Origin of the sequence: Ruegeria sp. HKCCE4148, assembly GCF_017872495.1 — a bacterium.
In the GTDB taxonomy this organism is placed as follows: domain Bacteria; phylum Pseudomonadota; class Alphaproteobacteria; order Rhodobacterales; family Rhodobacteraceae; genus Ruegeria.
On the sequence record NZ_JAEDOS010000001.1, the window covers coordinates 318310 to 343686 of the forward strand.

At 59.7% G+C, this 25377-nt stretch carries 23 protein-coding genes; 16 read left to right on the forward strand and 7 right to left on the reverse strand.

Going from position 1 to position 25377, the window contains the following annotated elements; all coding sequences use genetic code 11:
• Window positions 1–59: 59 nt before the first annotated feature.
• Both dapB and I9187_RS01585 read left to right on the forward strand, forming a co-directional pair.
• Window positions 60–869, forward strand: a complete 810-nt coding sequence (gene dapB, locus I9187_RS01580) for a 4-hydroxy-tetrahydrodipicolinate reductase (RefSeq protein WP_171178212.1) — start codon at window positions 60–62, stop codon at window positions 867–869.
• Window positions 870–908: 39 nt separating this feature from the next.
• On the forward strand, window positions 909–1592 hold the full coding sequence (locus I9187_RS01585) for a DUF2306 domain-containing protein (RefSeq protein WP_171178210.1): 684 nt from the start codon (window positions 909–911) through the stop codon (window positions 1590–1592).
• Here the strand turns inward: I9187_RS01585 and I9187_RS22170 are convergent.
• From I9187_RS22170 to I9187_RS01600, 3 genes are read right to left on the reverse strand one after another with little or no spacing between them, the layout of a single operon-like run.
• Window positions 1579–2247, reverse strand: coding sequence for an ureidoglycolate lyase (locus I9187_RS22170; protein WP_171178208.1), 669 nt, complete (start codon window positions 2245–2247; stop codon window positions 1579–1581). The genes I9187_RS01585 and I9187_RS22170 overlap by 14 nt on opposite strands.
• On the reverse strand, window positions 2244–2834 hold the full coding sequence (locus I9187_RS01595; protein ID WP_171178206.1) for an HD domain-containing protein: 591 nt from the start codon (window positions 2832–2834) through the stop codon (window positions 2244–2246). The genes I9187_RS22170 and I9187_RS01595 overlap by 4 nt, the downstream gene beginning before the upstream one ends.
• The gene (locus tag I9187_RS01600) at window positions 2831–3967 is read right to left on the reverse strand and encodes a TauD/TfdA family dioxygenase (RefSeq protein WP_171178204.1); all 1137 of its coding nucleotides are present in this window, start codon (window positions 3965–3967) and stop codon (window positions 2831–2833) included. Before I9187_RS01600 ends, I9187_RS01595 begins: the two co-directional genes overlap by 4 nt.
• Window positions 3968–4066: 99 nt before the next feature.
• Between I9187_RS01600 and I9187_RS01605 the strand changes: the two genes are divergently transcribed.
• Window positions 4067–4921, forward strand: a complete 855-nt coding sequence (locus I9187_RS01605) for a LysR family transcriptional regulator (protein WP_171178194.1) — start codon at window positions 4067–4069, stop codon at window positions 4919–4921.
• A gap of 4 nt (window positions 4922–4925) precedes the next feature.
• On the opposite strand, the gene I9187_RS01610 is transcribed toward I9187_RS01605, so the two are convergent.
• Entirely contained in the window at window positions 4926–5108 is a 183-nt protein-coding gene (locus I9187_RS01610) for a DUF1674 domain-containing protein (RefSeq protein WP_171178192.1), read from the reverse strand.
• 88 nt (window positions 5109–5196) lie between these two features.
• Between I9187_RS01610 and I9187_RS01615 the strand changes: the two genes are divergently transcribed.
• From I9187_RS01615 to I9187_RS01645, 7 genes are all read left to right on the forward strand, one after another.
• On the forward strand, window positions 5197–6456 hold the full coding sequence (locus I9187_RS01615; protein WP_171178190.1) for a transcription antitermination factor NusB: 1260 nt from the start codon (window positions 5197–5199) through the stop codon (window positions 6454–6456).
• Window positions 6457–6546: 90 nt separating this feature from the next.
• Complete coding sequence (locus I9187_RS01620) at window positions 6547–8286, forward strand: heparinase II/III family protein (protein ID WP_171178187.1); 1740 nt, start codon at window positions 6547–6549, stop codon at window positions 8284–8286.
• A gap of 22 nt (window positions 8287–8308) precedes the next feature.
• On the forward strand, window positions 8309–9898 hold the full coding sequence (gene purH / locus I9187_RS01625; protein WP_171178185.1) for a bifunctional phosphoribosylaminoimidazolecarboxamide formyltransferase/IMP cyclohydrolase: 1590 nt from the start codon (window positions 8309–8311) through the stop codon (window positions 9896–9898).
• Window positions 9898–10374, forward strand: a complete 477-nt coding sequence (gene lspA / locus I9187_RS01630; RefSeq protein WP_171178183.1) for a signal peptidase II — start codon at window positions 9898–9900, stop codon at window positions 10372–10374. The genes purH and lspA overlap by 1 nt, the downstream gene beginning before the upstream one ends.
• Before the next feature lie 50 nt (window positions 10375–10424).
• Complete coding sequence (locus I9187_RS01635) at window positions 10425–10940, forward strand: DUF3035 domain-containing protein (RefSeq protein WP_171178181.1); 516 nt, start codon at window positions 10425–10427, stop codon at window positions 10938–10940.
• 81 nt (window positions 10941–11021) lie between these two features.
• A complete protein-coding gene (locus I9187_RS01640) occupies window positions 11022–12362 on the forward strand; it encodes a pitrilysin family protein (protein WP_171178179.1) in 1341 nt (446 codons plus the stop codon).
• Window positions 12359–13669, forward strand: a complete 1311-nt coding sequence (locus I9187_RS01645) for a pitrilysin family protein (protein ID WP_171178177.1) — start codon at window positions 12359–12361, stop codon at window positions 13667–13669. Before I9187_RS01640 ends, I9187_RS01645 begins: the two co-directional genes overlap by 4 nt.
• Window positions 13670–13690: 21 nt before the next feature.
• Here I9187_RS01645 and I9187_RS01650 read toward each other — a convergent pair whose 3' ends face one another.
• Genes I9187_RS01650 through deoC form a run of 3 tightly spaced genes read right to left on the reverse strand, consistent with a single transcriptional unit; the run spans window position 13691 to window position 17870 of the window.
• Entirely contained in the window at window positions 13691–14500 is an 810-nt protein-coding gene (locus tag I9187_RS01650; protein ID WP_209509349.1) for an SDR family oxidoreductase, read from the reverse strand.
• 27 nt (window positions 14501–14527) lie between these two features.
• Window positions 14528–16861, reverse strand: coding sequence for an aldehyde dehydrogenase family protein (locus I9187_RS01655; protein ID WP_171178173.1), 2334 nt, complete (start codon window positions 16859–16861; stop codon window positions 14528–14530).
• A 10-nt stretch (window positions 16862–16871) separates the two neighbouring features.
• The gene (gene deoC / locus I9187_RS01660; protein ID WP_171178170.1) at window positions 16872–17870 is read right to left on the reverse strand and encodes a deoxyribose-phosphate aldolase; all 999 of its coding nucleotides are present in this window, start codon (window positions 17868–17870) and stop codon (window positions 16872–16874) included.
• 200 nt (window positions 17871–18070) lie between these two features.
• Here deoC and I9187_RS01665 point away from each other — a divergent pair, with 200 nt between their 5' ends.
• From I9187_RS01665 to I9187_RS01690, 6 genes are all read left to right on the forward strand, one after another.
• Window positions 18071–19024: a zinc ABC transporter substrate-binding protein gene (locus I9187_RS01665; RefSeq protein ID WP_171178168.1), complete on the forward strand. Its 954-nt coding sequence runs from the start codon at window positions 18071–18073 to the stop codon at window positions 19022–19024.
• Between the two features lie 3 nt (window positions 19025–19027).
• On the forward strand, window positions 19028–19831 hold the full coding sequence (locus I9187_RS01670) for a metal ABC transporter ATP-binding protein (RefSeq protein ID WP_171239076.1): 804 nt from the start codon (window positions 19028–19030) through the stop codon (window positions 19829–19831).
• A gap of 3 nt (window positions 19832–19834) precedes the next feature.
• The gene (locus I9187_RS01675) at window positions 19835–21040 is read left to right on the forward strand and encodes a metal ABC transporter permease (RefSeq protein ID WP_171178155.1); all 1206 of its coding nucleotides are present in this window, start codon (window positions 19835–19837) and stop codon (window positions 21038–21040) included.
• Window positions 21037–21966, forward strand: coding sequence for a metal ABC transporter permease (locus tag I9187_RS01680; RefSeq protein ID WP_171178153.1), 930 nt, complete (start codon window positions 21037–21039; stop codon window positions 21964–21966). The genes I9187_RS01675 and I9187_RS01680 overlap by 4 nt, the downstream gene beginning before the upstream one ends.
• A gap of 261 nt (window positions 21967–22227) precedes the next feature.
• Window positions 22228–24090 (forward strand): DNA mismatch repair endonuclease MutL, encoded by a 1863-nt coding sequence (gene mutL / locus I9187_RS01685; protein ID WP_171178151.1) that lies wholly within the window; start codon window positions 22228–22230, stop codon window positions 24088–24090.
• A gap of 57 nt (window positions 24091–24147) precedes the next feature.
• The gene (locus I9187_RS01690) at window positions 24148–25377 is read left to right on the forward strand and encodes a DNA recombination protein RmuC (protein WP_171178149.1); all 1230 of its coding nucleotides are present in this window, start codon (window positions 24148–24150) and stop codon (window positions 25375–25377) included.

Here is a 25377-nt window from a genome sequence, read left to right on the forward strand (position 1 = left end):
CAAGCGGGCGCGAACGGGGTAGGAGGCTTTGAGCCGACTTAGCGAAAAGGACCAGCGCAATGACCCATATTCCGGGGATCGTTATCACAGGGGCTTCGGGCCGCATGGGGCAGATGCTGATCAAGACTGTCACCGACAGTGATCAGGCGCGTCTGGTTGGCGTGGTCGAGCGCAAGGGTCACGATTGGATCGATCAGGATGTGGGCACGGCCATGGGTGGTCAGGCGCTGGGCGTCACCGTCACTGATGATCCGCTGGAGGCGTTTGCGCAAGCGCAGGCGGTGATCGATTTCACCGCGCCCGAAGCGACTTTGGAATTTGCCGCTCTGGCTGCGCAGGCGCGTTGTGTTCATGTCATCGGCACTACGGGCATGTCCGACGAACAAATCGCGTCACTTGAACCGGCATCACGCCACGCCGTGATCGTGCGGGCGGGCAATATGAGCCTTGGTGTGAACCTGCTGGTGCAACTGACCAAGAAAGTCGCTGCCGCATTGGATGAAGATTTCGATATCGAGATCATCGAAGGCCACCACCACCACAAGGTCGACGCGCCCTCGGGCACAGCGCTGATGCTGGGTGAGGCCGCTGCCGAGGGGCGCGGCGTCAGATTGGCGGATGTGTCTGATCGAGGCCGTGATGGCATCACCGGTGCGCGCAAGCGGGGTGATATCGGCTTCCACGCCATTCGCGGCGGCGATATCGTTGGTGAACATGATGTGCTGTTCGCTGCCCCCGGAGAACGCATCGTCCTGCGCCATTTGGCCAGTGATCGTGCAATCTTTGCCCGTGGTGCCCTCAAGGCCGCACTATGGGGTCAAGGCAAGACACCCGGGCAGTATGACATGGTGGACGTACTGGGGTTGTAAGCCATAGACGCCCGAATTGTTGGCGCTAAGCTCTGATCTATGCGTTTACGTCGTTCCGGTCTGGCAACTGGTGTCCTGCTGGCACTATTTTATCTGACGCTGCTGCCGTTTGTGGCGCACGGGTTTGGTATGATCGGCGTCGGCCTGTCGCATGATGCGCCTGCGCAAAGCTATTTGTTTGCGGACGGTCAGAGCGTCGGCAACGCGGCGATGATTCTACATATCTTTGCCGGAACGGTGTTGGTAACGCTGGTGCCGCTGCAACTGGTCCGCGCCCTTCGGCAGCGCTTCAACTGGTTTCACCGCGCCTTGGGTGCTGTGCTGGTCGCGCTGGCTCTTGTGACCGGGATGGCGGGGATGACTTATATCCCTTTGCGAGGCACGATTGGTGGGCCGGTGATGTCTGCCGCGTTTTTCCTATATGGGATTTGCCTGTTCACCGCAGCCTTGATGGTGGCGCGCATGGCGCTTTGCAATGACCGCGCGGGGCACTGGGCCTGGGGGCTGCGGCTGTTCTGGCTGGCGCTGGGATCATGGCTCTACCGGGTGCATTACACGCTGTGGTATCTGCTGACCGGCGGGCTGGGGTCAGAGCCCGACTTCTCGGGCCCTTTCGATCTGGTTCAGAACTTTGCGTTCTACGTGCCCTATTTGCTGGCTGTGCAGATTTGGATCGTGCGCAAAGGGTCAGGGCATCAAGGGGCTTTGGTTAAAAGCCCTTGATCCTGTCTTCGCGCAATGGGCAGGCCAGGTACACACCGAACTCTTTCCCGATATCCGCGCTGACCCGTGCGTGAACTGCACCCTGCCGGTCGAGGAATCGTTGGTCATCTTCGACCGGGAATATCCCCTCGTGCCAGATGCCCGGGTGGATATAGAGGCCACGCGAGCCGTCGCACCAGAACGCCACCACCTTGTCGGGCGTCAGGTTGTCACCGGGCAGGGCCGCGGGGACGATGAAGGGTTTTTTGTCCAAAGGCCAAAACATCTGACCGCCGTCGGGGTGATAGTTCATGTGCCAGAGCAACACCTGATCACGGGGCGCGGTTTGCCGATCCGTCTGCGCGGTTTGCGGATCCGTGGACCAGCCAAGAACGTAATGCCCTTTGACGGCTTCGTTCTCGCCATACAGCACGTCGCCTCGCCAGTCACATTTGAACGTGCCTTCGACCCAGCCGCCTTCGTCGCCGGTGCCTTCGTCGATGGGGCGCCAACCTTGTTGCGGCCAGCGGACTATCTCGATTTCAAAGGTCTCGGGGTCATCGACCAGACAGCCATAGCCTTTGACCGTCTGATCTGTTGCGCGGATCAGAGGAACTTCGTGCCAGGGTAGCGAGGGCTTGGAACTGGCCTCGAAGATGTATTCAGGTGCAGTCACGACGTGCCCAGATGTTTGTCGACCATGCGCTGCACCATGGGTGCAAAATAGGGGAAATCGGGGGTCTCCATATCCGCGCGTTTACCGGCCTCATCCAGATAGCGAACCTGAATGATCTCTTTCAGGTTTGGGTTGGATTCGAATGCGACAACCTCTTCCGCGCTCATCGGGCCGCCCTGCAGTTCCAGCGTGTGGACCGAGGCAGTCGACAGGCGTTGAAAGTACTCGGGCTTGGTGGCGCAAAGATACCGTTTGGCCGCCACGTGATAGCGGCAGCAATCGGTGATGACCGAGGGGAAGAACTGTTCCAGTACCTCAGCGCCTGCGTCTTCGTGATGGCGGTCTTCGGTATCGTCGGGGTGATAAGTGCCGAATTCGGACGTAAAATGCCCGATGTCGTGCAGAAGTGCACCGACGATGATTTCCTCTGGCTGGCCGTTCTGCTTGGCGATGGTGGCCCCTTGCAGCATATGTTGGGCCATGGTGACGGGTTCGCCTAAGTACTCCTCGCCGCCGCGACGTTCGAAGATGTCACCGATGAAGGCCACGATATTGTCCCTGTTCAGGGTCGAGAAATCGGGTTTCATTCAGCCGCCTCCGGTTGTGTTATTTCCATCGCGGCGAGTGTGGACAGCAATCCATCCTTGTCAGCATAGCATCCCTGCAACCAGCGTGAGCCTGCACCGGAATAGCCCAGACGCGCGTGCAGCACGCGTGTGTTGTCGACGATAAAGCTTTCGCCCGGTTCCAGCTTGAACGACACGCCCATCGCCGGGTCGTCGATGATTCCACCCAATTGGCGGTAGGCAGCGTAATAGGCTTCCATCTTCTCAAAGGGGATATCGACGAACGGCGCGGAGGAGCGGTTGTTGAAACGGATTCCGATCAGTTCGCCATCTGGCGACAGTTCGATCATTGGGCGCCGCGACCGCAGGCAGACGCCGTCCGAGCCCTTGTATTCGAACCGCGCCGGGAAGCCGGCCAACAGGGCAAAACCCTCGGGGTTCTGATCGCGCAGCTTCTCGGCGGCGCGGAAGCCGTCGACCACGATGCTGTCACCGCCTTCGGCTGAATTCTCCAGACAATACAGAATTTGCAGCGTCGGCACCGGGTCGCGGTAGGGGTTATCGGTATGGGCCTGCAACCCAAGCCCGGTATAGGCGAGGTTGGTGGGGTTCACCTCGGTCCGCACTTCGAAATAGGGGCCATAATTGGTCTCGCGGACATAGCCAAACAGATCGGCCACCTTCAGCAGCGATTCCGGTTCGGTTGGGCCGCCTGTCAGCTTGGCAAACCCTAACTCGGCCACCGCCGCTAGCCAATTGCGCTTAGCAACCGGGCTGGCGTGGACCTCGTTCCAATCTCCGCTGGGGGCGTCGATGCCACGTTCCCAGGTGGTGATACCGGTGGCGATGCGGCCGAACTCGGCGGCTTGTGCGCTGTCATAACTGTGATCGGCCAGCCAGTCGGCAGGGAAGGTCACTGTCTTGCCCTCGGGCTGGAAGGTGATCACGAGGTCGCCGTTCAACACATCGGCAGCGCTGACCGAAATGTTGGCGGGGATGTCCCCGATAGTGATCAGGCGCTGACCGTTGCCGGGCGCGCGGGTGTCCGGGTCCAGCGCGTTGTCACGCAGCCAGATGGCGTGAAAGCGGGCTTGGCTATCGTCGGTGAAAGTCACGGTCACGACGTTGGTGTCATGAGTAGCGGTGCGCAGCATTGGGGATCTCCTGTTCGGCGCGAGCTTTGGTTGAGCAGATACGCCGTTCATGGCATTACGACAATTAATCCTTATTTCGTCTGAGGCTTGGAAAATCTTATGGCTAAGAAAAAGGTGGGATTACCGCCGCTGGACTGGCTGCGCGTGTTCGAGGCCGCAGGGCGTTTGGGCGGGTTCTCGGCTGCGGCCAAAGAGTTTGGTTTGACGCAGGCCGCTGTCAGCCAGCGGATCGGAAACCTTGAGGCTTGGTTGGGCCGATCCCTGTTCGTGCGCGAAGCGCGGGGTGTGTCGCTGACGGTAGAAGGCGAGAGCTATTTGCCTTTGGTGCAAGACAGCCTGCAGGCGTTGGAGCGCAACACAGAGGATCTGTTCGGCAAGTCCCCGCGTGAGTTGCGGGTGGCCGGGTTGTCATCCAATATTCATGCGCTGGTACTGCCTGCTCTACCTGTCTTTCACCAGTTGAGACCCAAAGTGCAGGTGATGACCGACTCGGTCGCACGTCGGTCTTCGTTGGATGAAGAACGGACCTGGCTGCAAATCCGATATGGCCGCGGTATGTGGGCCGGGCGCGATGCGGCCTTGATCGCGCGCGAGGTTCTTGTGCCCATGGCGGCCCCCGACGTTGAATGGGGTGCGCCTTTGATCGATCTGCGTGGTGAGCGCCCGGGGTGGCGGGAATGGTGTCAGAAATGCGATAAGAAGGATGTACCGACTTCCCAAATCAGTTTTGATTCAATGGAGCACGCAATCTCGGCGGCGCGGCGCGGCCTTGGTGTGGTGTTGGGGTCAGTTCCGCTGGCTTCTGCCGATCTTCAAGAGCGGCGGCTGCGCAGACTGGACCAACCTGAGCTGCAAACAAAAGAAGGGTACTGGCTGACATGGCCCGAAGACCGGGCGACATCCAAGAAACAGCGCGCTTTGATAGGCGACTTCCTCAAGGCACTGCGCGGCTGAGCGCCTAGAAATCAATGGCGATGCCCTTCTTTTCCCAATCACCATAGCGGGCGGGGTCAGGTCCGTCGCGCCCGCCCAGTTCTTTGGGCAACGCCTTGGCTTCGGCTTCGGACTTGCGTCGGCGTTCTTCCGCTTCGGCCAGCGCGCGCCGGGCGGCGGGGGGCAAATCTTTGCGGTCGTCACTCATGACATCGGGTTCCTTTCCGTGCTGTGTCTTGATATACGCCCGCGTCCGCCATTGGCAATGCGGGCGCAAGTCACAGTAAGGCGGTACCATGGCAAACAGCGCAACAGCAGCACGGCGCAGCGCAATCTATCTGCTCGATCAGGTTCTGGGTGAGGGTCGCCTGTTGTCCGAATGTCTCGCAGCGGGTGCATTGGACCGGCTGGGTCCCGAAGATCGCGCGCGGGCTCAACGGTTGGCGTCAGAGACCTTGCGCGGCCTGGAACGCGCCGACAGGTTGTTGGACAATCACTTGAACCGCACACCCGCCCTAACAGTCCATAACGCGCTTAGGCTGGGCACAGTCGAGCTTTGTAACGGAGAAGCCGCGCATGGTGTGGTGAATTCTTTGGTCGAGATCATTAGCCGCTCGCGCAAGCACGGGCGTCTTAAGGGCCTGGTGAATGCGGTTCTGCGCAAAGTGGCAGCCGAAGGCCCTGAAGCCTGGCCCAAAATGCGAGTCCCGCGCTTGCCGGAATGGCTTCGCAATCCCCTGACTATGGCGTGGGGCGCGGATGCCGTGGCCGGGATGGAGCAGGCGCATTTCGCAGGTGCACCGCTTGATCTTACCGTGAAGCGGGGGGGGATAGGTCCCTCGGGCGATGTGCTGCCGACAGGCTCAATTCGTCTGCAGGATGCCGGTCAGGTTTCGACCCTACCGGGATACAAAGCCGGGGACTGGTGGGTGCAGGATGCGGCGGCGGCTTTGCCCGTTCGCGTTCTGGCACCCAAAGCGGGCGAGACGGTTTTGGACCTTTGCGCTGCTCCCGGTGGCAAAACGATGCAATTGGCTGCGGCAGGAGCGGACGTTACGGCGTTGGATGTTTCAGAAGCTCGGATGGAGCGGGTGCGCGAAAACCTGCAAAGGACGGGTCTGACGGCGAAGGTCATTGTCGGGGATGCGCTGGAACATGAAGGTCAGTATGACGCGATCCTGCTGGACGCGCCGTGTTCGGCCACAGGTACGATCCGGCGGCACCCGGATTTGCCCTTTGCCAAGGATGGGTCCGAATTCGGCGGTTTGATCGAGCTTCAGACGCAGATGTTGGCCCATGCATGGGGTTTGCTGAAACCCGGTGGGCGTTTGGTTTATTGCACCTGTTCATTGTTGCCGGACGAAGGCGAAGTGCAGATTGAAGAGGCGCTTGAGATGTATCCGGACATGAGCGTGGATCGCGACGCAGTGAACATAGCGGGTGTTGATACGGATTGGATGACGGAAGAAGGCGGTCTGCGGCTGCGGCCCGATTATTGGGCGGATCAGGGTGGTATGGACGGGTTCTATATCGCCTGTCTGAACAAATCCGCCTAAGCGCACGCTTTTCGATGACTTGACGATCGACGCGGTCTATCGTTGGGTCTCAAGCGCCAGCAGAGCGCAAGGGGCAGAGTAACGCGAGACATGTCGAACTCGGACACCATGACCAGTCGATGGATGCGGTTTCAGAACCGTTTCTACGCGCGCCTGAGCCAGCGGCAAAAGGCGGTCACGGGATTTGTCGCACAGCCCGATCCGCGCACTGTCGGGTCGTTCGCACGTGGACGGCAATTGGTTGCCGGAAACCTCTTGTTTGCCGGATATCTGGTCGAGGCCGAAGATACCGGGCTCTGGGACGTCGTCGCCCCCAGCGCAGGTTTCGATGATGAACGCCACGGCTTTGCGTGGCTGGATGATCTGGCCGCAGTCGGAGACATGCGCGCGCGGGAAAAGGCGCAACGCTGGGTCTGGGGCTGGATCGAAGCGCATGGTCGCGGGCAGGGCCCCGGTTGGGTGCCTGACCTGACTGGTCGGCGGGTCATGCGCTGGATCAACCACGCGATCTTTCTGCTGCGTGGGGTGGATGAAAAGCAAAGCAGGCTGTTCTTCCGCTCGCTGGCACAACAGACATGGTTCCTGTCCAAACGCTGGCCGGCGGCGACGCCGGGCCTACCCCGATTCGAGGCTCTGGCCGGATTGGTACAAGCCGGTTTGGCGTTGGAAGGGTTGGAGCAGATGGCCGATCCTGCCCTGCGGGCTCTTGCCAGCGAATGCGATCGTCAGGTGGACGCGCAGGGGGGGATCCCCACGCGCAACCCGGAGGAGTTGCTGGAAGTTTTCACACTGCTCAGTTGGACAACCGCGGCGCTGAACGATCTGGGGCGCGGTGCGCCCGTCGCGCAGGTCAATGCAATCAAGCGGATTGCACCGACCTTGCGCAGCCTCCGCCATGCGGATGGCGCTTTGGCACGATTCCACGGTGGTGGACGCGGAGTTGAGGGGCGTCTGGAACAGGCCTTGGCACAAAGTGGCGTCAAGCATAAGGCAGCGACCGAATTGCCTATGGGCTACGCGCGCTTGTCTGCTGCACGCACCACTGTGATTGTAGATGCCAGTGCGCCGCCCAAAGGTGCCGCTTCGTTCAACGCGCACGCGTCCACATTGGCATTCGAACTGACCTCGGGCCGGCGGCCGTTGATCGTGAATTGCGGATCAGGGGCCAGTTTTGGCCTGGAATGGCGCCGCGCAGGGCGGGCGACGCCGTCGCATTCAACCTTGTGTCTGGATGGGTTTTCCAGCGCGCGGCTGGCAAATCCATTGCCGGGCCGCGAAAGTCAGGCGTTGGTGGATGCGCCGCAGGATGTGCCTGTCGATTTCGAAGACGCGTTTGAGGGTGTCCGCTTCATGGCTGGTCATGACGGGTATGCCAAAGTGTTCGGCCTGACTCATGCGCGGACCTTTGAGTTGCGATTTGATGGGCGCGAACTTGCAGTCGAGGATATTCTGCTGACTGCGACCGACAAGGCAAAGCGCCAGTTCGACAAGGCTATGGACGCTTCAGGGCTCAAGGGGATCGGGTATGATATCCGTTTTCACCTGCATCCGGACGTGGATGCGGCGCTGGATTTGGGCGGGGCGGCGGTGTCCATGGCCCTTAAAAGCGGCGAAATCTGGGTTTTCCGCCATGATGGCATTGGAAAATTGTCCGTCGAGCCAAGCGTTTACCTTGAAAAGGGGCGTTTAAAGCCGCGCGCGACAAAACAGATCGTTCTATCTGGCCGCGCAATGGAGTATGCGACCCGCATCCGGTGGACGCTGAGCAAGGCACAGGACACAGCCTATGCCGTGCGCGATACGCACCGGGACGAGCCAGAATTCGACTGACGCCAAAAGGACCTTTGGACCCATGACCGATCTTCACCCCGTGCGCCGCGCGCTGCTTTCCGTATCCGACAAAACCGGGCTGATTGAGCTGGGCAAGGCGTTGGCCGAGCGCGGGGTCGAGCTGCTGTCGACCGGCGGTACGGCCAAGGCGCTGCGCGATGCTGGGCTTGAGGTAAAGGATGTCAGCGAGATCACCGGTTTTCCCGAAATGATGGACGGCCGAGTCAAGACCCTGCACCCGATGGTGCATGGTGGCCTGTTGGCGCTGCGTGACAACGACACCCATGTCGCGGCAATGGACGAACATGGTATTGGCGCGATCGATCTGCTGGTGGTGAACCTCTACCCGTTCGAAGCCACGGTCGCCAAAGGTGCGGGCTATGATGAATGCATCGAGAATATCGATATCGGTGGCCCGGCGATGATCCGTGCGGCGTCCAAGAACCACGCCTTTGTAAACGTAGTGGTGGATGTTGAAGATTACTCCTCTTTGCTGGACCAGTTGGAAGAGAACTACGGCAAGACGTCGTATGGTTTCCGCCAGTGGCTTGCCCAAAAGGCGTATGCCCGCACGGCGGCCTACGACACGGCAGTCTCGAACTGGATGGCCGACGCTCTGCAGCTGGAGGCCCCTAAGCGTCGCGCCTTTGCAGGAGAGTTGAAACAGACTCTGCGTTATGGCGAGAACAGCCATCAACAGGCTGCGTTCTATACCGATGGCACCAACCGCCCGGGTGTGGCCACTGCCGTGCAGCATCAGGGCAAGGAACTGAGCTACAACAACATCAACGACACCGACGCCGCGTTTGAGCTGGTCGCTGAGTTCGACCCCACTCAGGGCGCGGCTTGCGCGATCATCAAACATGCCAACCCTTGCGGTGTGGCCACGGGCGGGACGTTGCTTGAGGCTTATAAGGCGGCGTTTGACTGCGACCGCACCTCGGCCTTTGGTGGGATCGTGGCATTGAACCAGCCGTTGGATGCGGAAACTGCGCAAGAGATCACCGGGATTTTCACCGAGGTCGTGATTGCCCCCGGAGCATCGGATGAGGCCAAGGCGATCTTTGCGGCCAAAAAGAATTTGCGCTTGCTGACGACCGACGGTCTGCCAGATGTATCGGCCGGTGGCAAAACAGTACGTCAGGTGGCCGGTGGTTTGCTGGTTCAAGACAAGGACAACGGTTTTGTCGGCATGGACGACCTGAAGGTCGTGACCAAGAAAGCCCCGACTGATGAGCAGATGCGTGATCTGCTGTTTGCATGGAAAGTGGCGAAGCACGTCAAATCCAACGCCATCGTCTACGTCAAAGACGGTTCAACCGTGGGCGTGGGTGCGGGTCAGATGAGCCGCGTGGACTCGGCCCTGATCGCCGCCAAGAAAGCTGAACGCATGGCAGATGTGCTGGGACTGCCGCAGCCGCTGACCATTGGATCGGCTGTCGCCTCGGATGCCTTCTTCCCTTTCCCCGACGGTCTTATGGAAGCGGCTGAGGCCGGTGCAACCTGCGTCATCCAACCCGGTGGATCCATGCGCGATGACGAAGTGATTGCCGCAGCGGATGAGGCCGGTTTGGCCATGGTCTTTACCGGCATGCGGCACTTCCGTCACTGATGCAGTCACGCCTGCTTCTCTGGGCGGCGCTGGCCGCCTTTGCGATCGACCAGATCAGCAAGTATCTGGTCGTCCATGTCATGCGCGTGGCCGAGAAACCAGGTGGCATTGATGTTCTGCCACCGCTGCTGGTTTTCAAATACGGTGAGAATCGCGGTATCAATTTCGGTCTGTTTCAGGGGAATTCCGACTCCGCGCGTTGGGTGCTGATCGGTATTTCGATTGCGATCTGTGTCGGCGTTCTTATCTGGCTCAGCCGTATAGCCGCATCAAAACTCATGCTCTTCTGCGCAGGTCTGTTGATAGGCGGCGCGCTTGGAAACGTGGTGGATCGGCTGTTATACGGCTATGTTCTGGATTTCCTGAACATGTCATGTTGCGGCATCAACAACCCGTTTGTGTTCAACCTTGCGGATGTGTTCATATTTGCAGGCGCTTTGGGGCTGGTTCTGTTCGACAGCAAAAAGCCCTCGTGACGCGCCGAATTATATGAGATAAAAGCGCCAGAAACAGGCTGGAGACACCTATGCGGATGCCGCGCGCCATATTTGTTCTGACTGTTGTCGCAGCGGTTGCGGCATGTTCGAATCCCGGTCTGCGGGATCTGGCGCCTCCGGGGCAGGGTCCGGATGAATTTTCTGTTCTTCCAGTCAAACCACTGACGGAACCTCAGGATTACGCCTTTTTGCCTGCTCCGACGCCGGGCGGTGCCAACTTGACCGATCCGAACCCGAACGCTGACGCCGTGGCAGCGCTGGGTGGCAATGCGGCTGCACTGAACCCGAATACAGCGGTGCCGTCGTCAGATGCGGCGCTGGTCACGGCCTCAAGCCGTTATGGTGTGCCACCTGATGCGCGTCAGGTGGTCGAGGCCGAGGATGCCGCGTTCCGCAAGCGCCGCGGTCGCTGGACCGGTTTGCGTCTGTTCCCTGTCGATCGTTATGGTCAGGTCTATGAACGGCAATCCATCAATCCCTATGCGGAAACAAACGCCGCGCGTAACGCTGGGATTGAAACGCCATCATCGCCTCCTGATGAATAATTCTTAACTTTCCGTCATCGGGCTTGAACCCGGGCCGCACCACCGTAGTTTGAATACCAGAAACGAAACGGAGGATGCCCCATGGTTCGGGCCCTGGCTTTGTCGGCTGCCCTGATCGCTGCCACCCCGGTTTTCGCCGAGGACGGGAAAGAAGCGGTCACTACATTCACTTTGGACAACGGCATGGATGTCGTGGTGGTTGAAGATCACCGCGCGCCGGTGGTGCAACACATGGTCTGGTATCGCGCTGGATCTGCGGACGAGCCGATAGGGGCCTCCGGTGTCGCGCATTTCCTGGAACATCTGCTGTTCAAAGGTACAGACACGCTGGCTCCGGGTGAGTTTTCGGCCACCGTCGCCGCCAATGGCGGCAATGACAACGCGTTCACATCCTATGACTACACCGCGTATTTTCAACGCGTCGCAGCCGACCGGCTTGAGTTGATGATGCGGATGGAATCCGATCGGATGCGGAACCTGCGGCTAAGCGAAGAGGATATTCTGACCGAGCGTGACGTGATCCTTGAGGAACGCAATCAGCGCACGGAAAACAACCCACGCGCCCTGTTCGGTGAACAGATGAACGCTGCGCAGTATCTCAACCATCGCTATGGCGTGCCGATCATTGGCTGGAAGCACGAGATGGAAGAGCTGGATATGGAGGATGCCCTGTCGTTCTACCAGACCCATTATGCACCCAATAATGCCATTCTGGTGGTTACTGGCGACGTTGAGCCTGAAGAGGTCCGAGCCCTTGCCGAGCAATACTACGGCGTGATCCCGGCCAACCCGGATTTGCCCGAGCGGGTGCGGTCGCAGGAGCCACCGCATGCGGCAGAACGGCGCCTGACCTACAAGGACCCGCGCGTGGCGCAGCCCTATGTGCAACGCAGCTATCTGGCCCCCGAACGCAATCCGGGTGAGCAGGAAAAGGCGGCAGCCCTGTTTCTTCTGGCTGAGCTGTTGGGTGGCAGCACCACATCATACCTGAACGAAAAGCTTCAGTTCGATCAGCAAAAAGTCGTCTATGCGGGCGCATTTTATCGCGGCGTATCGCTGGATGACACGACCTTTGACCTGCTGGTAGTTCCGGCGCAGGGTGTGTCGCTGCAAGAGGCCGAAGATGCCATGGATCAGGCGGTCGCTGATTTTATCGCTGAAGGTGTGAACGAAGACGACCTGAACCGCATCAAAATGCAGCTGCGCGCTGCTCAGACCTATGCGCGCGACAATGTGGACGGCATCGGCAACCGGTACGGCCGCGCCCTGACCAGCGGCTTGACGGTCGAAGATGTACAGGCTTGGCCCGACATTCTTCAGGCCGTGACGGGTGATGAGATCATCGCCGCTGCCCGCGAAGTGCTGCAACCCGAGGCATCTGTCACAGGTTGGCTGATGCGAGATGATGAGGTGACTCAATGAAACGGTTCCTTGCAACTCTGATTGCCTGTCTGGTTGCCCTGCCTGCCCTGGCCGAGATCGAGATCGAAGAAGTGACCTCACCCGGCGGCATCAAGGCCTGGCTGGTCGAAGATCATTCGATCCCCTTTACCGCGCTGGAGCTACGGTTTCGGGGCGGCACTTCTCTGGACGACCCGGACAAGCGCGGTGCTGTCTATTTGATGAGCGGTCTGATTGAAGAAGGCGCGGGCGACATGGACGCTCAGACATATGCCCGTGAGCTTGAAGCACTGGCCGCATCATTCAGGTATAATGCAGGCGACGACACCGTATCGATCTCGGCGCAATTTCTGACCGAGAACCGGGATGAGGTGGTCGAACTATTGCGCACCACCTTGCACGAGCCGCGTTTCGATCAGGATGCCATTGATCGCGTGCGCGCCCAGATACTGTCGGGATTGCGCTCGGATCAGACCGACCCGAATGAAATCGCAGGCTTGAACTTTGCAAGGATGGCCTATGGCGACCACCCCTACGGATCAGAAGGGAAGGGCTCGATCGAAAGCGTTTCGGTTCTGACGCGGGACGATGTAGTGGCTGCATATGACAGCGTGTTCGCCAAAGACCGCCTTTATGTTGGAGCCGTGGGCGACATCACTGCAGAGGAACTGGGCGCGTTGCTTGATGCGTTGCTGGCCGATTTGCCTGAGACCGCCAGACCCATCCCGGAAAAGGCTGACGTGACAATTCCCGGAGGTATCAGCGTTGTCGAGTTCGATACGCCGCAATCGGTGGCCCTGTTCGGTCAGGCCGGGATTGATCGGGACGACCCGGATTTCTTTGCTGCGTTTGTCTTGAATCACATCCTGGGTGGTGGTGGCTTTGAAAGCCGCCTGATGCAGGAAGTGCGGGAAAAACGCGGGCTGACTTACGGTGTGGCAACGTATCTTGTGCCCAAGGATCTGGCGTCTGTCTATCTGGGGTCAGTTTCGTCAGCCAACGACCGCATTGCCGAGGCAGTTGAGGTGATCCGTGACGAATGGGCCAAGGCCGCTTCGGAAGGTGTCACCCAGAAAGAGCTGGACGATGCCAAGACCTATCTGACCGGTGCGTATCCGCTGCGGTTTGATGGAAACGGGCAGATTGCCGGTATCATGGTTGGGATGCAGATGGAAAACCTGCCCATCGACTATATCGCGACACGCAATGACAAGGTAAACGCCGTGACGTTGGAAGACGTGAACCGGGTTGCCTCGGAATTGCTGGATCCGGACGGGCTGCATTTTACCGTAGTGGGCAAACCCGTCGGCCTTGAGACCACGAACTGAGCATGAGGGGGTGAGCGCGTCTCACCCCTTTTTCATGCTGCGCAGCATCTCACCCATCATCTGGCCGAACTTACCCGAGCCGCGTTGATACAGCGCGCCGTCGACAGCCAATACAGTACCGCTGATATAGCTGGCCAGATCCGAGCTGAGGAACAGGCAGGCATTGGCCACGTCCTGCGGCTGACCCCAGCGGCCCAACGGTACATCGCGGCGCAGCGCTTCACCGGCATCCGGGGTAGGGGCCAGGCGTTTTGCGCCTTCGGTGCCTTCGATGAACCCCGGCACGACCGAGTTCACGCGGATCCCTTCAACACCCCATTCCATCGACAGCGTCCGGGTGATCTGATCAACCCCTGCCTTCGCGGCACAGACATGAGCTTGACCCTCATAAGGCAGGTAAGATTGCGGAGCCGAGATGTTGATGATGCTGGCACCGGGGCGTTTCAAGAAAGGATACGCCCCTTTCATCACATGGATTGTACCCATCAGGTCAATGTCGATCACGGTCTTGAACGCGTTGACCGAAATCTCGGATGCCAGCGCCGGGAAGTTTCCTGCCGCGCCAGAAACCAGCACGTCGAAATCACCATAGGCGTCGTGAAACTGTTTCAGACCAGCGGCCACAGCATCCGGATCACGCACGTCAAAGGCCGCCCCGATGGCGTCCTGTGCGCCTGCGGCTTTCAGCGCGGCCACGGTGTCGTCCACCTTTTCCTGTGAACGGCTGGCGACGGCCAGTTTGGCACCCGAGGCTGCAAAAGCCTCGGCAATGCCACGGTTGATACCGCTGGTGCCGCCAATGACGATGACGGTTTGTCCTGCAAAGTTCATATGGGCCTCCCGTGATGCGCGGGGGCCCTACTCGCCGTAGGGCACCCAGATGTTTTTCACTTCGGTTGCAGCCTGTAGGAAGCGGCGGGAATGGTCCACGCTCCAGTCAAATGCCGTCGCGTTATTAACCCAGGTCCGTTTCAGGTTCCCGGCCGAGACTGTCTCGATCTCTTTCGAAAGGTCAGTTGACGAGAAGGACCAGACCGCGTCCACGTTCAGATGCGAGGCTAGAGGTTTCGCCAGTTCCGCGTGGCTGCCTGTCAAGATGTTGACCACGCCTGCGGGGACGTCCGAGGTCTCCAGAATCTGGTAGAAATCCGTTGCTGCCAGCGGGTAGGGCTCGGATGCCGCCAGAACCACCCGGTTGCCCATAGCAATCGCAGGCGCCATCGCCGAGATCAGACCCAACAGAGGCGCTTCGTCCGCGCAGAGCGCACCGATGACGCCCACGGGTTCCTTCATGGCAATAGCCACGCCCCGGATCGGAACGCCATGCACCTGACCGTCATATTTGTCGGCCCAGGCAGCTGCGGTGAACAGGCGTTGGATCGAGGTTTCGACCTCTTTCGCGCCATCCTTCTTGCCGGTCATGGCGTCGATGCGCGCGGCGAATTCACTCGCACGGGCCGAGAGGTTCTCGCCGATGTAATAAAGAATCTGTGCCCGCAGATGGCCGGTGGTCTTGGACCAGCCTATGGCACCCGCTGCGGCCTCAACGGCGTTGCGCACGTCTTTGCGGTTGGCCAGACCCACGTGGCCCAGCAGGCCGGACTTGCCCCAGACGGGTTTGGAATACCCACCATCGGGCCGCGCCTGCTTGCCGCCGACATACATCTTGGCAGTGCGGTCAATCGGATCGACCGGGGACCCTTCGCCCATTGACGCTTCGACCTTCGCAAGAGGTTTGGCCTTATCCTTGGGTTTGGTGTAAGCCGTCAGACCTTCCCAGCCGCCTTCGCGGCCAAAGCCACTTTCGCGCACGCCGCCGAAGCCTGCGGCGGCATCGAACAGGTTGGTGGCATTCACCCAAACCACGCCTGCAACCAGCTTGGGCGCGATGTCCAGCGCAAGGTTCACATTCTCAGTCCAGACTGTCGCGGCCAGCCCGTAACGGGTGTTGTTGGCCAGTTCGACCGCTTCAGCCGGGGTGCGGAAGGTCGAGGAGACCAGAACCGGGCCGAAGATTTCCTCCTGCATCAGCGGGTCGGATGTCTCGAGCCCCGAGATCAGCGTCGGCGGGTAGTAGCAGCCATTTGCGGGCAGTTCACAGGCGGCCTGATGCACGTGACCCGCCGTGTTGCTTTCGACCATGCCCTTGATGGTCTGCAACTGAACCGGATCCACAACCGCGCCCACGTCGATGCATTTGTCCAGCGGATCACCCACCCGCAACCCATCCATCCGCGCGCGTAGCTTCTCGTGGAACCGGTCGGCGATACCTTCCTGCACCAGCAGGCGGGACCCCGCGCAGCAAACCTGACCCTGATTGAACCAGATCGCATCGACCAGACCCTCGATAGCGCTGTCGATATCGGCGTCATCGAAGACGATGTAGGCAGATTTACCGCCCAGCTCTAACGTCAGTTCCTTGCCTGAGCCAGCCGTTGCCTCTCGGATGCGCCGTCCAACGACGGTCGAGCCAGTGAAGGCGATTTTGTCCACGTCGGCGTTCACGATCATCTCGCCCACCGCGCCATCGCCGGTCACGATGTTGACGACACCTTTCGGCAGCCCGGCTTGCGAGCAGATGTCGGCAAACAACAACGCAGTCAGCGAGGTGTACTCGGCCGGTTTCAGAACCACCGTATTCCCCATCGCCAGCGCAGGTGCGATCTTCCATGCCAGCATCAACAGCGGGAAGTTCCACGGGATGATCTGACCACAAACGCCCAAAGCCTGCGCATCGGGCAACTCGGCCTCCATCAACTGCGCCATGCCGGCGTGATAGTAGAAATGCCTCTGCGCCAGAGGGATGTCGATGTCGCGCGATTCACGGATCGGCTTGCCGTTGTCCATGCTTTCCAGCACCGCAAACAGGCGCGCGTGTTTCTGCAATAGCCGCGCAATGGCATAGAGGTATCGCGCACGCCCTGCGCCACCCAGCTTTTCCCATTTCGGCTGCGCTTTGCGGGCAGCGGCCACGGCGGCGTCCACATCGGCCTGTTTCGCCTGTGTCAGCTTAGCCAACACCTCGCCAGTTGCCGGATTGCGGCTGTCGAAGCCTTTTCCCGGTTTGGTGAAGCCGCCATCGATATAGTGACCGAACTTGTCACCTTGATCGACCAGCCACGCCAATGCTTCGGCAGCGCTTTCAGGGGCAGGGCCGTATTCCATGGTCTCGAAGATTTCTTTGACTGTCATAGTTCTTTCCTCAGCCCATGGAGTGACGGTAGCCAGCCGAGTAGGACCCGGTGGCAAAATGTTCCAACTGCCGCTCGATGTCGCCCAGCAGTGACGACGCACCAAAGCGGAACAGGTCGGGCTCCAACCAGCGGTCGCCCAGCTCATCCTTGATCAGCGACAGGTAAACCAGCGCGTCTTTGGCTTTCGAAATGCCACCGGCAGGCTTGTACCCAACGCGATACCCGGTGCGATCATAGAAATCCCGAATGGCGCGGATCATGACCAGCGATACGGGCAGGGTGGCGTTGACGCTTTCCTTGCCGGTTGAGGTCTTGATGAAATCCGCCCCGGCCATCATGCAGACCAGCGAGGCGCGGGCGACGTTACGCAGGCTGCCCAACTCTCCGGTCGCCAGAATGGCTTTGACATGGGCATCGCCGCAGGCCACGCGGAAGGCCTTCATCTCGTCATACAGCGCCTGCCAGTCCCCTGACAGCACATGACGGCGCGAAATGACGATGTCGATCTCTTCCGCTCCGGCTTTTACGCTTTCCTCAATCTCGGCAACGCGCAGGTGGAAGGGCGACAAACCAGCGGGAAATCCGGTTGATACGGCGGCCACTGGAATGCCTGTGCCTTTCAGGGCATCCAAGGCAGTCTCGATCATGTCATGATAGACGCAGACGGCACCTGTCGTGATTGGCGGCATATCCATTGCCTGTAACAGCGATGACGACACAGGCTGGCGCGCCTTCGCACAAAGGCGGCGCACACGGCCTACAGTGTCATCGCCTGACAGCGTCGTCAGGTCGATCATGGTAACCGCCTTGAGCAGCCACGCCGCCTGATAATCCTTCTTGACCGAACGCCGCCCGGGCAGGGTTGCCGCCCGGCGCTCAATGGCCGAGGTATTGGCCTGAACGGCGCGGACCCAGTCCAGATCCAGTTCCATTCCTGGGTTCCGGGGTTCGGTTACTTGCGGCAGATGCGCGGTGCGCACGGGGCTTTCTGAGCTCTGCGTATCCATAGTCACGTCCTTTGGGAGGTTTGCGACAAATTCGCACGGCAGACCGGGGAATGGAAGGTGCTGCATGTAATTGAATGGTAATTTTTTGACCATTCGGACAAAAATAGCAGGCTTTCTTGCGAATAATTCGCATTAGCGTTGACTTAGTTGCGAATGGTTCTCATATTCAGTCTCAACAGGACGCAAAACTGAGGTCGAAGATGATTCGTCGGAGTTTTCTTGCAGCGTTGGCGCTGACCTTCTCGATGCCAGTCGCCGCTTGGGCTGAAGCGCCACTCAAAGTGGTCGCGACAACAGGCATGATCGCGGATGCAGCGCGCCAGGTGGGCGGTGATCAGGTCGAGGTCACAGGCCTGATGGGGCCGGGCGTTGACCCTCATGCCTATCGACAGACCCGCAGCGACATCGTTGCCATGACCCGCGCTGACCTGATCCTTTGGCACGGTCTGTATCTCGAAGCGCAAATGGAAGACTTCTTCCACGATCTCGAACGCAAACGCGCTGTAGTCGCGGTTGCCGAGGGGGTCGATAAGTCCAAACTGCGTGCGCATGATGATTACGCCGACAAATACGACCCACATGTGTGGATGTCGCCCGTGCTTTGGCGCGAAGTTGTGCTAGAGGTTCAAGGCGCTCTAACCGACATTCGTCCCGAAGCGGCAGGCGTGTTTGCAGCCAATGCACAGGCGCATCTTGCCGATATTGACCGTTTGGCGGCTTATGCCGAGAATGTCCTGTCTTCGGTGCCCGAGAACAGCAGAGTTCTGCTTACCGCCCACGACGCATTTGGCTATTTCGGTCAAAGCTATGGGTTCGAGGTTCTGGGCATTCAGGGCATTTCGACCCAGTCCGAGGCGGGTTTGAACCGGATCAGCGAATTGGTTGACCTGCTGGTTGATCGCCAAATCACGGCTGTCTTTGTCGAAAGTTCGGTCTCGGATCGCTCAATTCGCGCGTTGATCGAAGGGGCTGCGGCCAAGGGGCACAAAGTAACGATCGGTGGTGAGCTTTTTTCGGATGCGATGGGCGCAAAAGGCACCTATGAGGGTACCTATATCGGGATGCTGGATCACAACATCACAGTCATTGGAAGTGCGTTGAACGGCGACGCCCCCGGTCGAGGCATGGACGGCAAACTGTCTGCGGGGTTTTGAACAATGCTGGGTCTGGTCAGCAATGATGGTGTGACGCTTGAGGATAACGGGCTGGGTGAAAGCCCGCTAGCGGTGCGTGGCCTGACCGTTTCTTACGGCCAAAAGCCTGCTGTGTTTTCGGTTGATATGACAGTGCAGCCTGGTGCCATGACCGCCATCATTGGCCCAAACGGTGCAGGCAAGTCCACGCTTCTCAAGGCGGCTTTGGGAATCGTCAATCCCCTGTCCGGTCAGGTGACGGTGTTTGGACAGCCGCTGGAGGCGCAGCGCGCGCGTATTGCCTATGTCCCCCAACGGGCCAGCGTGGATTGGGATTTCCCAACACGCGTGATCGACGTTGTGCTGATGGGGCTGTCGCGCGAGCTTGGGCTTCTGGGGCGCGTACGTGCCCGTCACAAAGCCTGCGCGATGGATTGCCTGAATCGCGTCGGGATGCGGGACTTCGCGGATCGTCAGATCGGCCAGTTGTCCGGGGGCCAGCAGCAGCGCGTGTTTCTGGCGCGTGCTTTGGCGCAAGGCGCGGATCTGTACTTGCTGGATGAACCTTTCGCAGGGGTGGATGCCGCCACCGAGAAGGCCATTATCGCGGTGCTGAAATCTCTGAAAGAGGCGGGTAAGACGGTAGTCGTGGTGCATCACGATCTGGCGACAGTGACCGATTATTTCGACCACGTTTTCCTGATCAATACCCGCAAAGTGGCCGAAGGGCCGGTGTCCGAAGCTTTCACTGCAGAAACGTTGCAAGCGGCCTATGGCGGGCGTTTGGCAACTGCGCAGATCGATCAGATATCGCGCGCGCTGGGATAACACATGATTTGGGACGCTCTGACCCTGCAGCTTGGCTATAACGCCACGCTGGTCGCCATTGGTGCGACGTTGCTGGGTGTTTCGGCCGGAGTGACAGGAACGTTCCTGTTTCTGCGTAAACGCGCGTTGGTCAGCGACGCCATCAGCCACGCGACATTGCCGGGCGTCTGTCTGGCCTTCATGGTCTTGGTCGCGCTGGGCGGGGATGGGCGAAACCTGCTGGGCTTGCTTGCGGGGTCTGCAATTTCGGCCTGGGTTGGGCTTCTTTGCATGAACTGGCTGACACGGCGCACCCGACTTGCTGAAGATGCAGCAATCGGAGCGGTTCTGTCTGTCTTTTTTGGCTTTGGGATCGTTTTACTGACGATCATTCAAACCATGGGCGTTGGGCGTCAAGCGGGGTTGGAGGGTTTCCTGTTGGGTTCGACCGCCGGAATGCTGTGGGCGGATGCGATGATCATCGCCATCGGTGGCTCGGCTACGCTACTGCTGGTTCTGATCCTACGCCGTCCCATGACTCTTGTCGCCTTTGACCCGGAATATGCTGCCGCCCGTGGCTTGCCGATCCATCGCATCGACCTTGCGATGATGGGGCTGGTCATGGCTGTCACAGTGGTCGGTCTGAAAATTGTGGGCTTGATCCTGATTGTGGCCTTGCTGATCATTCCGGCGGTTACGGCGCGGTTCTGGTCAGAGCGTTCCGAGCACGTTGTCCTGCTTGCCGGGCTTGCCGGAGGTCTGGCGGGTTACATCGGTGCTGCTATTTCCGCTTCTGCCCCCAACTTGCCGACGGGACCTATCATCGTTCTGGTCAGCTTTGCCTTTTTCGTCCTGTCCCTGTTCTGCGCCCCAAAGCGCGGGGTGCTGGCGGCGGTGTTGCGGCATCTGCGCTTCCAGCGCCGGGTACATATCCGCCAGGGTCTGTTGGCGCTGGCGCAGGGGCAGAAAATTTATGAACCTCTTACGCTGCGTTTGTTGCGCCGTGCGGGGTTGGTCCGGCCAGACGGGGTTGCCACGGACTCTGGCAAGGCGCGGGCGGCCAAGGCGCTGCGCGATGAAAAACGCTGGGAAATCGTCCGCGCGGATCAGGCGCATGAGGCGACGGCTGCGCTCTATGACGGGCTACGGGATATCGAAACGGTCCTGACGCATGACCAGATCGCTGAAATCGACCGTCAAATCGGCGGGCCGCAAGGAGTGCCGGTATGAGTGGCGAGGAGTTTGTCCCACTGTCGTTGACGCCGCTGCTGATTGGCACATTTGCGGCCATTGCCTGTGCCTTGCCCGGCAACTTTCTGGTGCTGCGCAAACAGGCGCTGATTGGGGACGCGATCAGCCATGTGGTGCTGCCGGGTATCGTGGTGGCGTTCCTGGTGACCGGGGCGATATCGACATGGCCAATGATGCTGGGCGCTGCTGGGGCGGCGATTGTGGCCGTGGTTCTGATCGAAGCCATTCGCCGACTGGGTCAGATCGAACCCGGTGCCGCCATGGGTGTTGTCTTTACCACGATGTTTGCAGCGGGTGTTTTGCTACTTGAGCAAACAGACACCTCTACCGTGCATCTGGACGTAGAACATGCGCTTTACGGCAATCTCGAAAGCCTGATCTGGCTGGACGCAACCGGTTGGGGATCATTGCTGGATGTCGAAGCTCTTGCGGGCCTGCCACCTGAACTGCCTCGGATTGCTCTGACTCTGGTGGGTGTGTCTGTGTTCACTTGGCTGTTCTGGCGGCCGTTGAAAATCTCGACTTTCGATGAAGGCTTTGCGCGCACGATCGGTATTCGCACGGGTGCCCTTGGCATGGCATTGGTCATAACAGCGGCCATCGCGGCGGTGGCTGCATTTGATGCGGTGGGATCGATCATCGTGATCGCCATGTTCATCTGCCCTCCGGCGGCGGCACGGATGCTGACAAACCGGCTTGAGGCACAGATTGCCTGGAGCATTGTGTTCGCCACGGCCTCGGCAGTGTCGGGCTATGTATTGGCGGGATACGGCCCCTTGTGGTTGGGCGGGTCGGATGCAGTCAGCGCGGCTGGCATGATTGCCACGATGTCTGGTCTGATACTTGCCGCAGCCGCCATGTTCGGACCGTGCCGCGCGCATATCGGGGCGCACACATCTACGTGACCCGGCACGTTCCCGCTGCACCTTCCCATGCGTCATCGGCCAAACTCTGCCCAGATGCCCAAAAGATGAATCTTAAGCAGATTATTGGGCAGGCCCATGTTATACGCAGCCATTCATTAGCTGACTCACACCACTCACTTGGTGCGTCCGGGTGGACCCGAAGGCCAAACCGTTCAGGGCCACCCGGACGCCTTTTCTCTGATCAGAAAACCTGTGCAAAGCTGTGGCAGAATCGTGCGCGGCTGTGCTAGGTCTAGGGGTATGGCGCAAGCAAACCCCAATATCGGCGAAGATCGCCCGGTGATCCGACAATTGGATGACGCTGCAATCAACAGGATTGCTGCTGGTGAGGTGGTGGAACGTCCGGCCTCTGCCGTGAAGGAACTGGTCGAGAACGCAATCGATGCAGGGGCCACGCGGATTGCCATCGATATTGCGGATGGAGGCAAGACCCTGATCCGTGTCACGGATGACGGGTGCGGTATTTCGGCAGGTGATCTGCCACTGGCGTTGTCCCGCCATGCCACGTCAAAGATTGATGGGTCGGACCTGCTGAACATCCATACCTTTGGGTTTCGGGGAGAGGCGCTGCCTTCTTTGGGTGCGGTCGGGCGTCTGACCATTACCAGCCGCGTTCCGGGTGCGGATGCGGCGCAGATCCACGTTGCGGGCGGCAAGATGGGCGCGGTCAAACCCGTGGCCTTGCGCGCAGGCACAGTCGTCGAGCTGCGCGATCTGTTCTTTGCCACGCCTGCACGGCTGAAGTTCATGCGCACCGACCGGGCCGAGGCGCAGGCCATTGCAGATACGGTGAAACGGCTGGCCATGGCTGAGCCATCCGTGACCTTCACCCTGCGTGATGTGTCCGGTGGCGGAGAGGGTCGTGTGACCTTCCGCGCGGATCGCGAGAACGGAGATCTGTTTGACGCGCTCCACGCCCGTCTGGCCCGCGTGATCGGGCGCGAGTTTGCCGAGAATGCGCTGCAAATCGACGCTACGCGTGAGGGCATCCGGCTTTATGGCTACGCTGCCTTGCCGACCTATTCGCGAGGTGCTGCGGTGGCGCAGTATCTTTTCGTCAATGGTCGGCCTGTGCGTGACAAGATGTTGACTGGCGCATTGCGGGCCGCTTATTTCGATTTTCTTAGCCGGGATCGGCATCCGGCGGCGGCTTTGTTCATCGACTGTGATCCGACGCTGGTTGACGTGAACGTTCATCCCGCCAAATCCGAGGTGCGGTTCCGCGACCCCGGCGTTGCGCGGGGCTTGATTGTGTCCAGCCTGCGCCATGCATTGGCCGAGGCCGGGCATCGGGCGTCCTCGACCGTGGCCAATGCGACCTTGGGCGCGATGCGGCCCGAACTTGCGCAATCTGCCACAGCGCGGGTGTACCAGATGGATCGACCTTCGCCAGCAGCGCGACAGGCCGCTTACCGGGCGCAATCTCCGGGCTTTGCTGAACTGGCCCAGGACTACAGTGGCAGCATTGTCGAGCCTACCCCGGTTGCGCCGATTGCCGAGGCAGAAGAATCTCAACCGCAGGATCTTCCCTTGGGGGCTGCGCGGGGACAGGTGCACGAGAATTACATTATCGCGCAAACCGCCGACGGTATGGTGATCGTGGATCAACACGCCGCACATGAACGGCTGGTTTATGAAAAGCTGAAAACGCAGATGGCGGAAAACGGCGTTGCAGCGCAGGCGCTTCTGATCCCGGAAATCGTGGAGCTGTCTGAAGGCGATTGTGCGCGCCTGATGGCCGTTGCTGAAAACTTAACGCGCTTTGGTCTGACCATCGAACCCTTCGGTGGCGGGGCCGTTGCTGTGCGTGAAACCCCTGCCATCTTGGGCGAGGTCAATGCCCGCGCGATGATCCTGGATATCCTTGATGAGTTGGCCGATCAGGGTGAAAGCCAGATGGTGCAGGCAAAGATCGAGGCGATCCTCAGCCGAGTGGCCTGCCACGGCTCTGTCCGCTCTGGTCGCCGTATGCGCGCCGAAGAGATGAACGCTTTGCTGCGCGAGATGGAGGCGACGCCGCATTCCGGTCAGTGCAACCACGGTCGCCCGACCTATGTGGAGCTGAAACTCAGCGATATCGAAAGGTTGTTCGGACGCAGTTGATCCGTCGTTCGGAACCAATTAAGAAGACAGAAACAAAACGAGAACATAAAGACTGATATGATCCAGATTGCAGGCACCCAGATCCCAGTAGATGACCCGGTCTTTTTGACCGGTGGCGGGGTTGTCCTGCTGATCCTTTTGCTTTTGTTCCTGTCGCTGCGGGCGGCCAATCGCTCGGCCCGGATGGCGGAACCTCTGGCGCGGCAGATGGCGCATCTGGGACAGCATGTGCAGCAACTGGGGCAGGGGCAGGAACAATTGCGCGGCGGTCTTCAGCATGTCTCGGACACGCAAGCCAATGCGCAAGTGCAGGTGATCCAAACAGTCGAGGCGCGCCTTTCCTCGGTTCAGCAGCAGATGAATGACCGGCTGGCGGACAACGCGATGAAGTCTGCACGCGCGCTGGCCGAAATGCAGGAGCGGATGAAAGAATCGCTGCATGGGTCATCGAAACAGACCGCGACATCCCTGACCCAATTGCAGGAACGTCTGGCCGCGATCGACAAAGCGCAGGACAATATCACCAAACTGTCTGGTGACGTTCTCAGCCTGCAGGATATCCTGTCGAACAAGCAGACGCGCGGGGCGTTTGGCGAAATCCAGCTGACAGACATTGTGTCAAAGGCACTGCCAAGGGACAGTTTCCAGTTGCAGGCCACCCTGTCGAATGGGCGTCGTGCGGACTGCCTGATCCATCTGCCGAACCCGCCCGGCCCCATCGTGATTGACAGCAAGTTCCCGCTGGAGGCGTATGAAGCATTGATCGGTGCGACTAATGACACTGAGCTGAAAGCGGCGTTGCAGATGTTCCGCAGCACGGTGCGTAAGCACATCAACGACATTGCCGAGAAATACATACTGGATGGTGAAACCGCTGATGGTGCGCTGATGTTCCTGCCGTCCGAGGCCGTCTATGCCGAGCTTCACGCAAAGTTCCCTGAGCTGGTTCAGGAAAGTTTCAGCAAGCGCGTCTGGATCGTTTCGCCGACCACCTGCATGGCGACGCTGAACACGATGCGCGCGATCCTGAAAGATGCCCGGATGCGCGAACAGGCAGGTGCGATCCGCAAAGAATTGGGACTGCTGCACAAGGATGTGGAGCGTCTGGGTGATCGTGTGACCAATCTGGATCGTCATTTTGGTCAGGCGGCAAAGGATATCTCGGAAATTAAGATCAGCGCCGAAAAAGCCGGCCGACGGGCGCAGCGTCTGCACAATTTCGATTTTGAAGAAATCGCACCTGATGCCGCGTCAGAGGTTGTGCCATTGGCGCGTCACGAAGGTTGA

Coding starts and splice junctions, on each gene's coding strand:
- lspA (WP_171178183.1), top strand. CDS start 9,898: ATGCAGTCACGCCTGCTTCTCTGGGCGGCGCTGGCCGCCTTTGCGATC.
- I9187_RS01605 (WP_171178194.1), top strand. CDS start 4,067: ATGGCTAAGAAAAAGGTGGGATTACCGCCGCTGGACTGGCTGCGCGTG.
- I9187_RS01690 (WP_171178149.1), top strand. CDS start 24,148: ATGATCCAGATTGCAGGCACCCAGATCCCAGTAGATGACCCGGTCTTT.
- I9187_RS01675 (WP_171178155.1), top strand. CDS start 19,835: ATGATTTGGGACGCTCTGACCCTGCAGCTTGGCTATAACGCCACGCTG.
- I9187_RS01595 (WP_171178206.1), bottom strand. CDS start 2,834: ATGAAACCCGATTTCTCGACCCTGAACAGGGACAATATCGTGGCCTTC.
- I9187_RS01645 (WP_171178177.1), top strand. CDS start 12,359: ATGAAACGGTTCCTTGCAACTCTGATTGCCTGTCTGGTTGCCCTGCCT.
- I9187_RS01640 (WP_171178179.1), top strand. CDS start 11,022: ATGGTTCGGGCCCTGGCTTTGTCGGCTGCCCTGATCGCTGCCACCCCG.
- deoC (WP_171178170.1), bottom strand. CDS start 17,870: ATGGATACGCAGAGCTCAGAAAGCCCCGTGCGCACCGCGCATCTGCCG.
- I9187_RS01665 (WP_171178168.1), top strand. CDS start 18,071: ATGATTCGTCGGAGTTTTCTTGCAGCGTTGGCGCTGACCTTCTCGATG.
- I9187_RS01655 (WP_171178173.1), bottom strand. CDS start 16,861: ATGACAGTCAAAGAAATCTTCGAGACCATGGAATACGGCCCTGCCCCT.
- I9187_RS01610 (WP_171178192.1), bottom strand. CDS start 5,108: ATGAGTGACGACCGCAAAGATTTGCCCCCCGCCGCCCGGCGCGCGCTG.
- I9187_RS01635 (WP_171178181.1), top strand. CDS start 10,425: ATGCGGATGCCGCGCGCCATATTTGTTCTGACTGTTGTCGCAGCGGTT.
- I9187_RS01620 (WP_171178187.1), top strand. CDS start 6,547: ATGTCGAACTCGGACACCATGACCAGTCGATGGATGCGGTTTCAGAAC.
- mutL (WP_171178151.1), top strand. CDS start 22,228: ATGGCGCAAGCAAACCCCAATATCGGCGAAGATCGCCCGGTGATCCGA.
- I9187_RS01615 (WP_171178190.1), top strand. CDS start 5,197: ATGGCAAACAGCGCAACAGCAGCACGGCGCAGCGCAATCTATCTGCTC.
- dapB (WP_171178212.1), top strand. CDS start 60: ATGACCCATATTCCGGGGATCGTTATCACAGGGGCTTCGGGCCGCATG.
- I9187_RS01585 (WP_171178210.1), top strand. CDS start 909: ATGCGTTTACGTCGTTCCGGTCTGGCAACTGGTGTCCTGCTGGCACTA.
- I9187_RS01680 (WP_171178153.1), top strand. CDS start 21,037: ATGAGTGGCGAGGAGTTTGTCCCACTGTCGTTGACGCCGCTGCTGATT.
- I9187_RS01600 (WP_171178204.1), bottom strand. CDS start 3,967: ATGCTGCGCACCGCTACTCATGACACCAACGTCGTGACCGTGACTTTC.
- I9187_RS01650 (WP_209509349.1), bottom strand. CDS start 14,500: ATGAACTTTGCAGGACAAACCGTCATCGTCATTGGCGGCACCAGCGGT.
- I9187_RS01670 (WP_171239076.1), top strand. CDS start 19,028: ATGCTGGGTCTGGTCAGCAATGATGGTGTGACGCTTGAGGATAACGGG.
- purH (WP_171178185.1), top strand. CDS start 8,309: ATGACCGATCTTCACCCCGTGCGCCGCGCGCTGCTTTCCGTATCCGAC.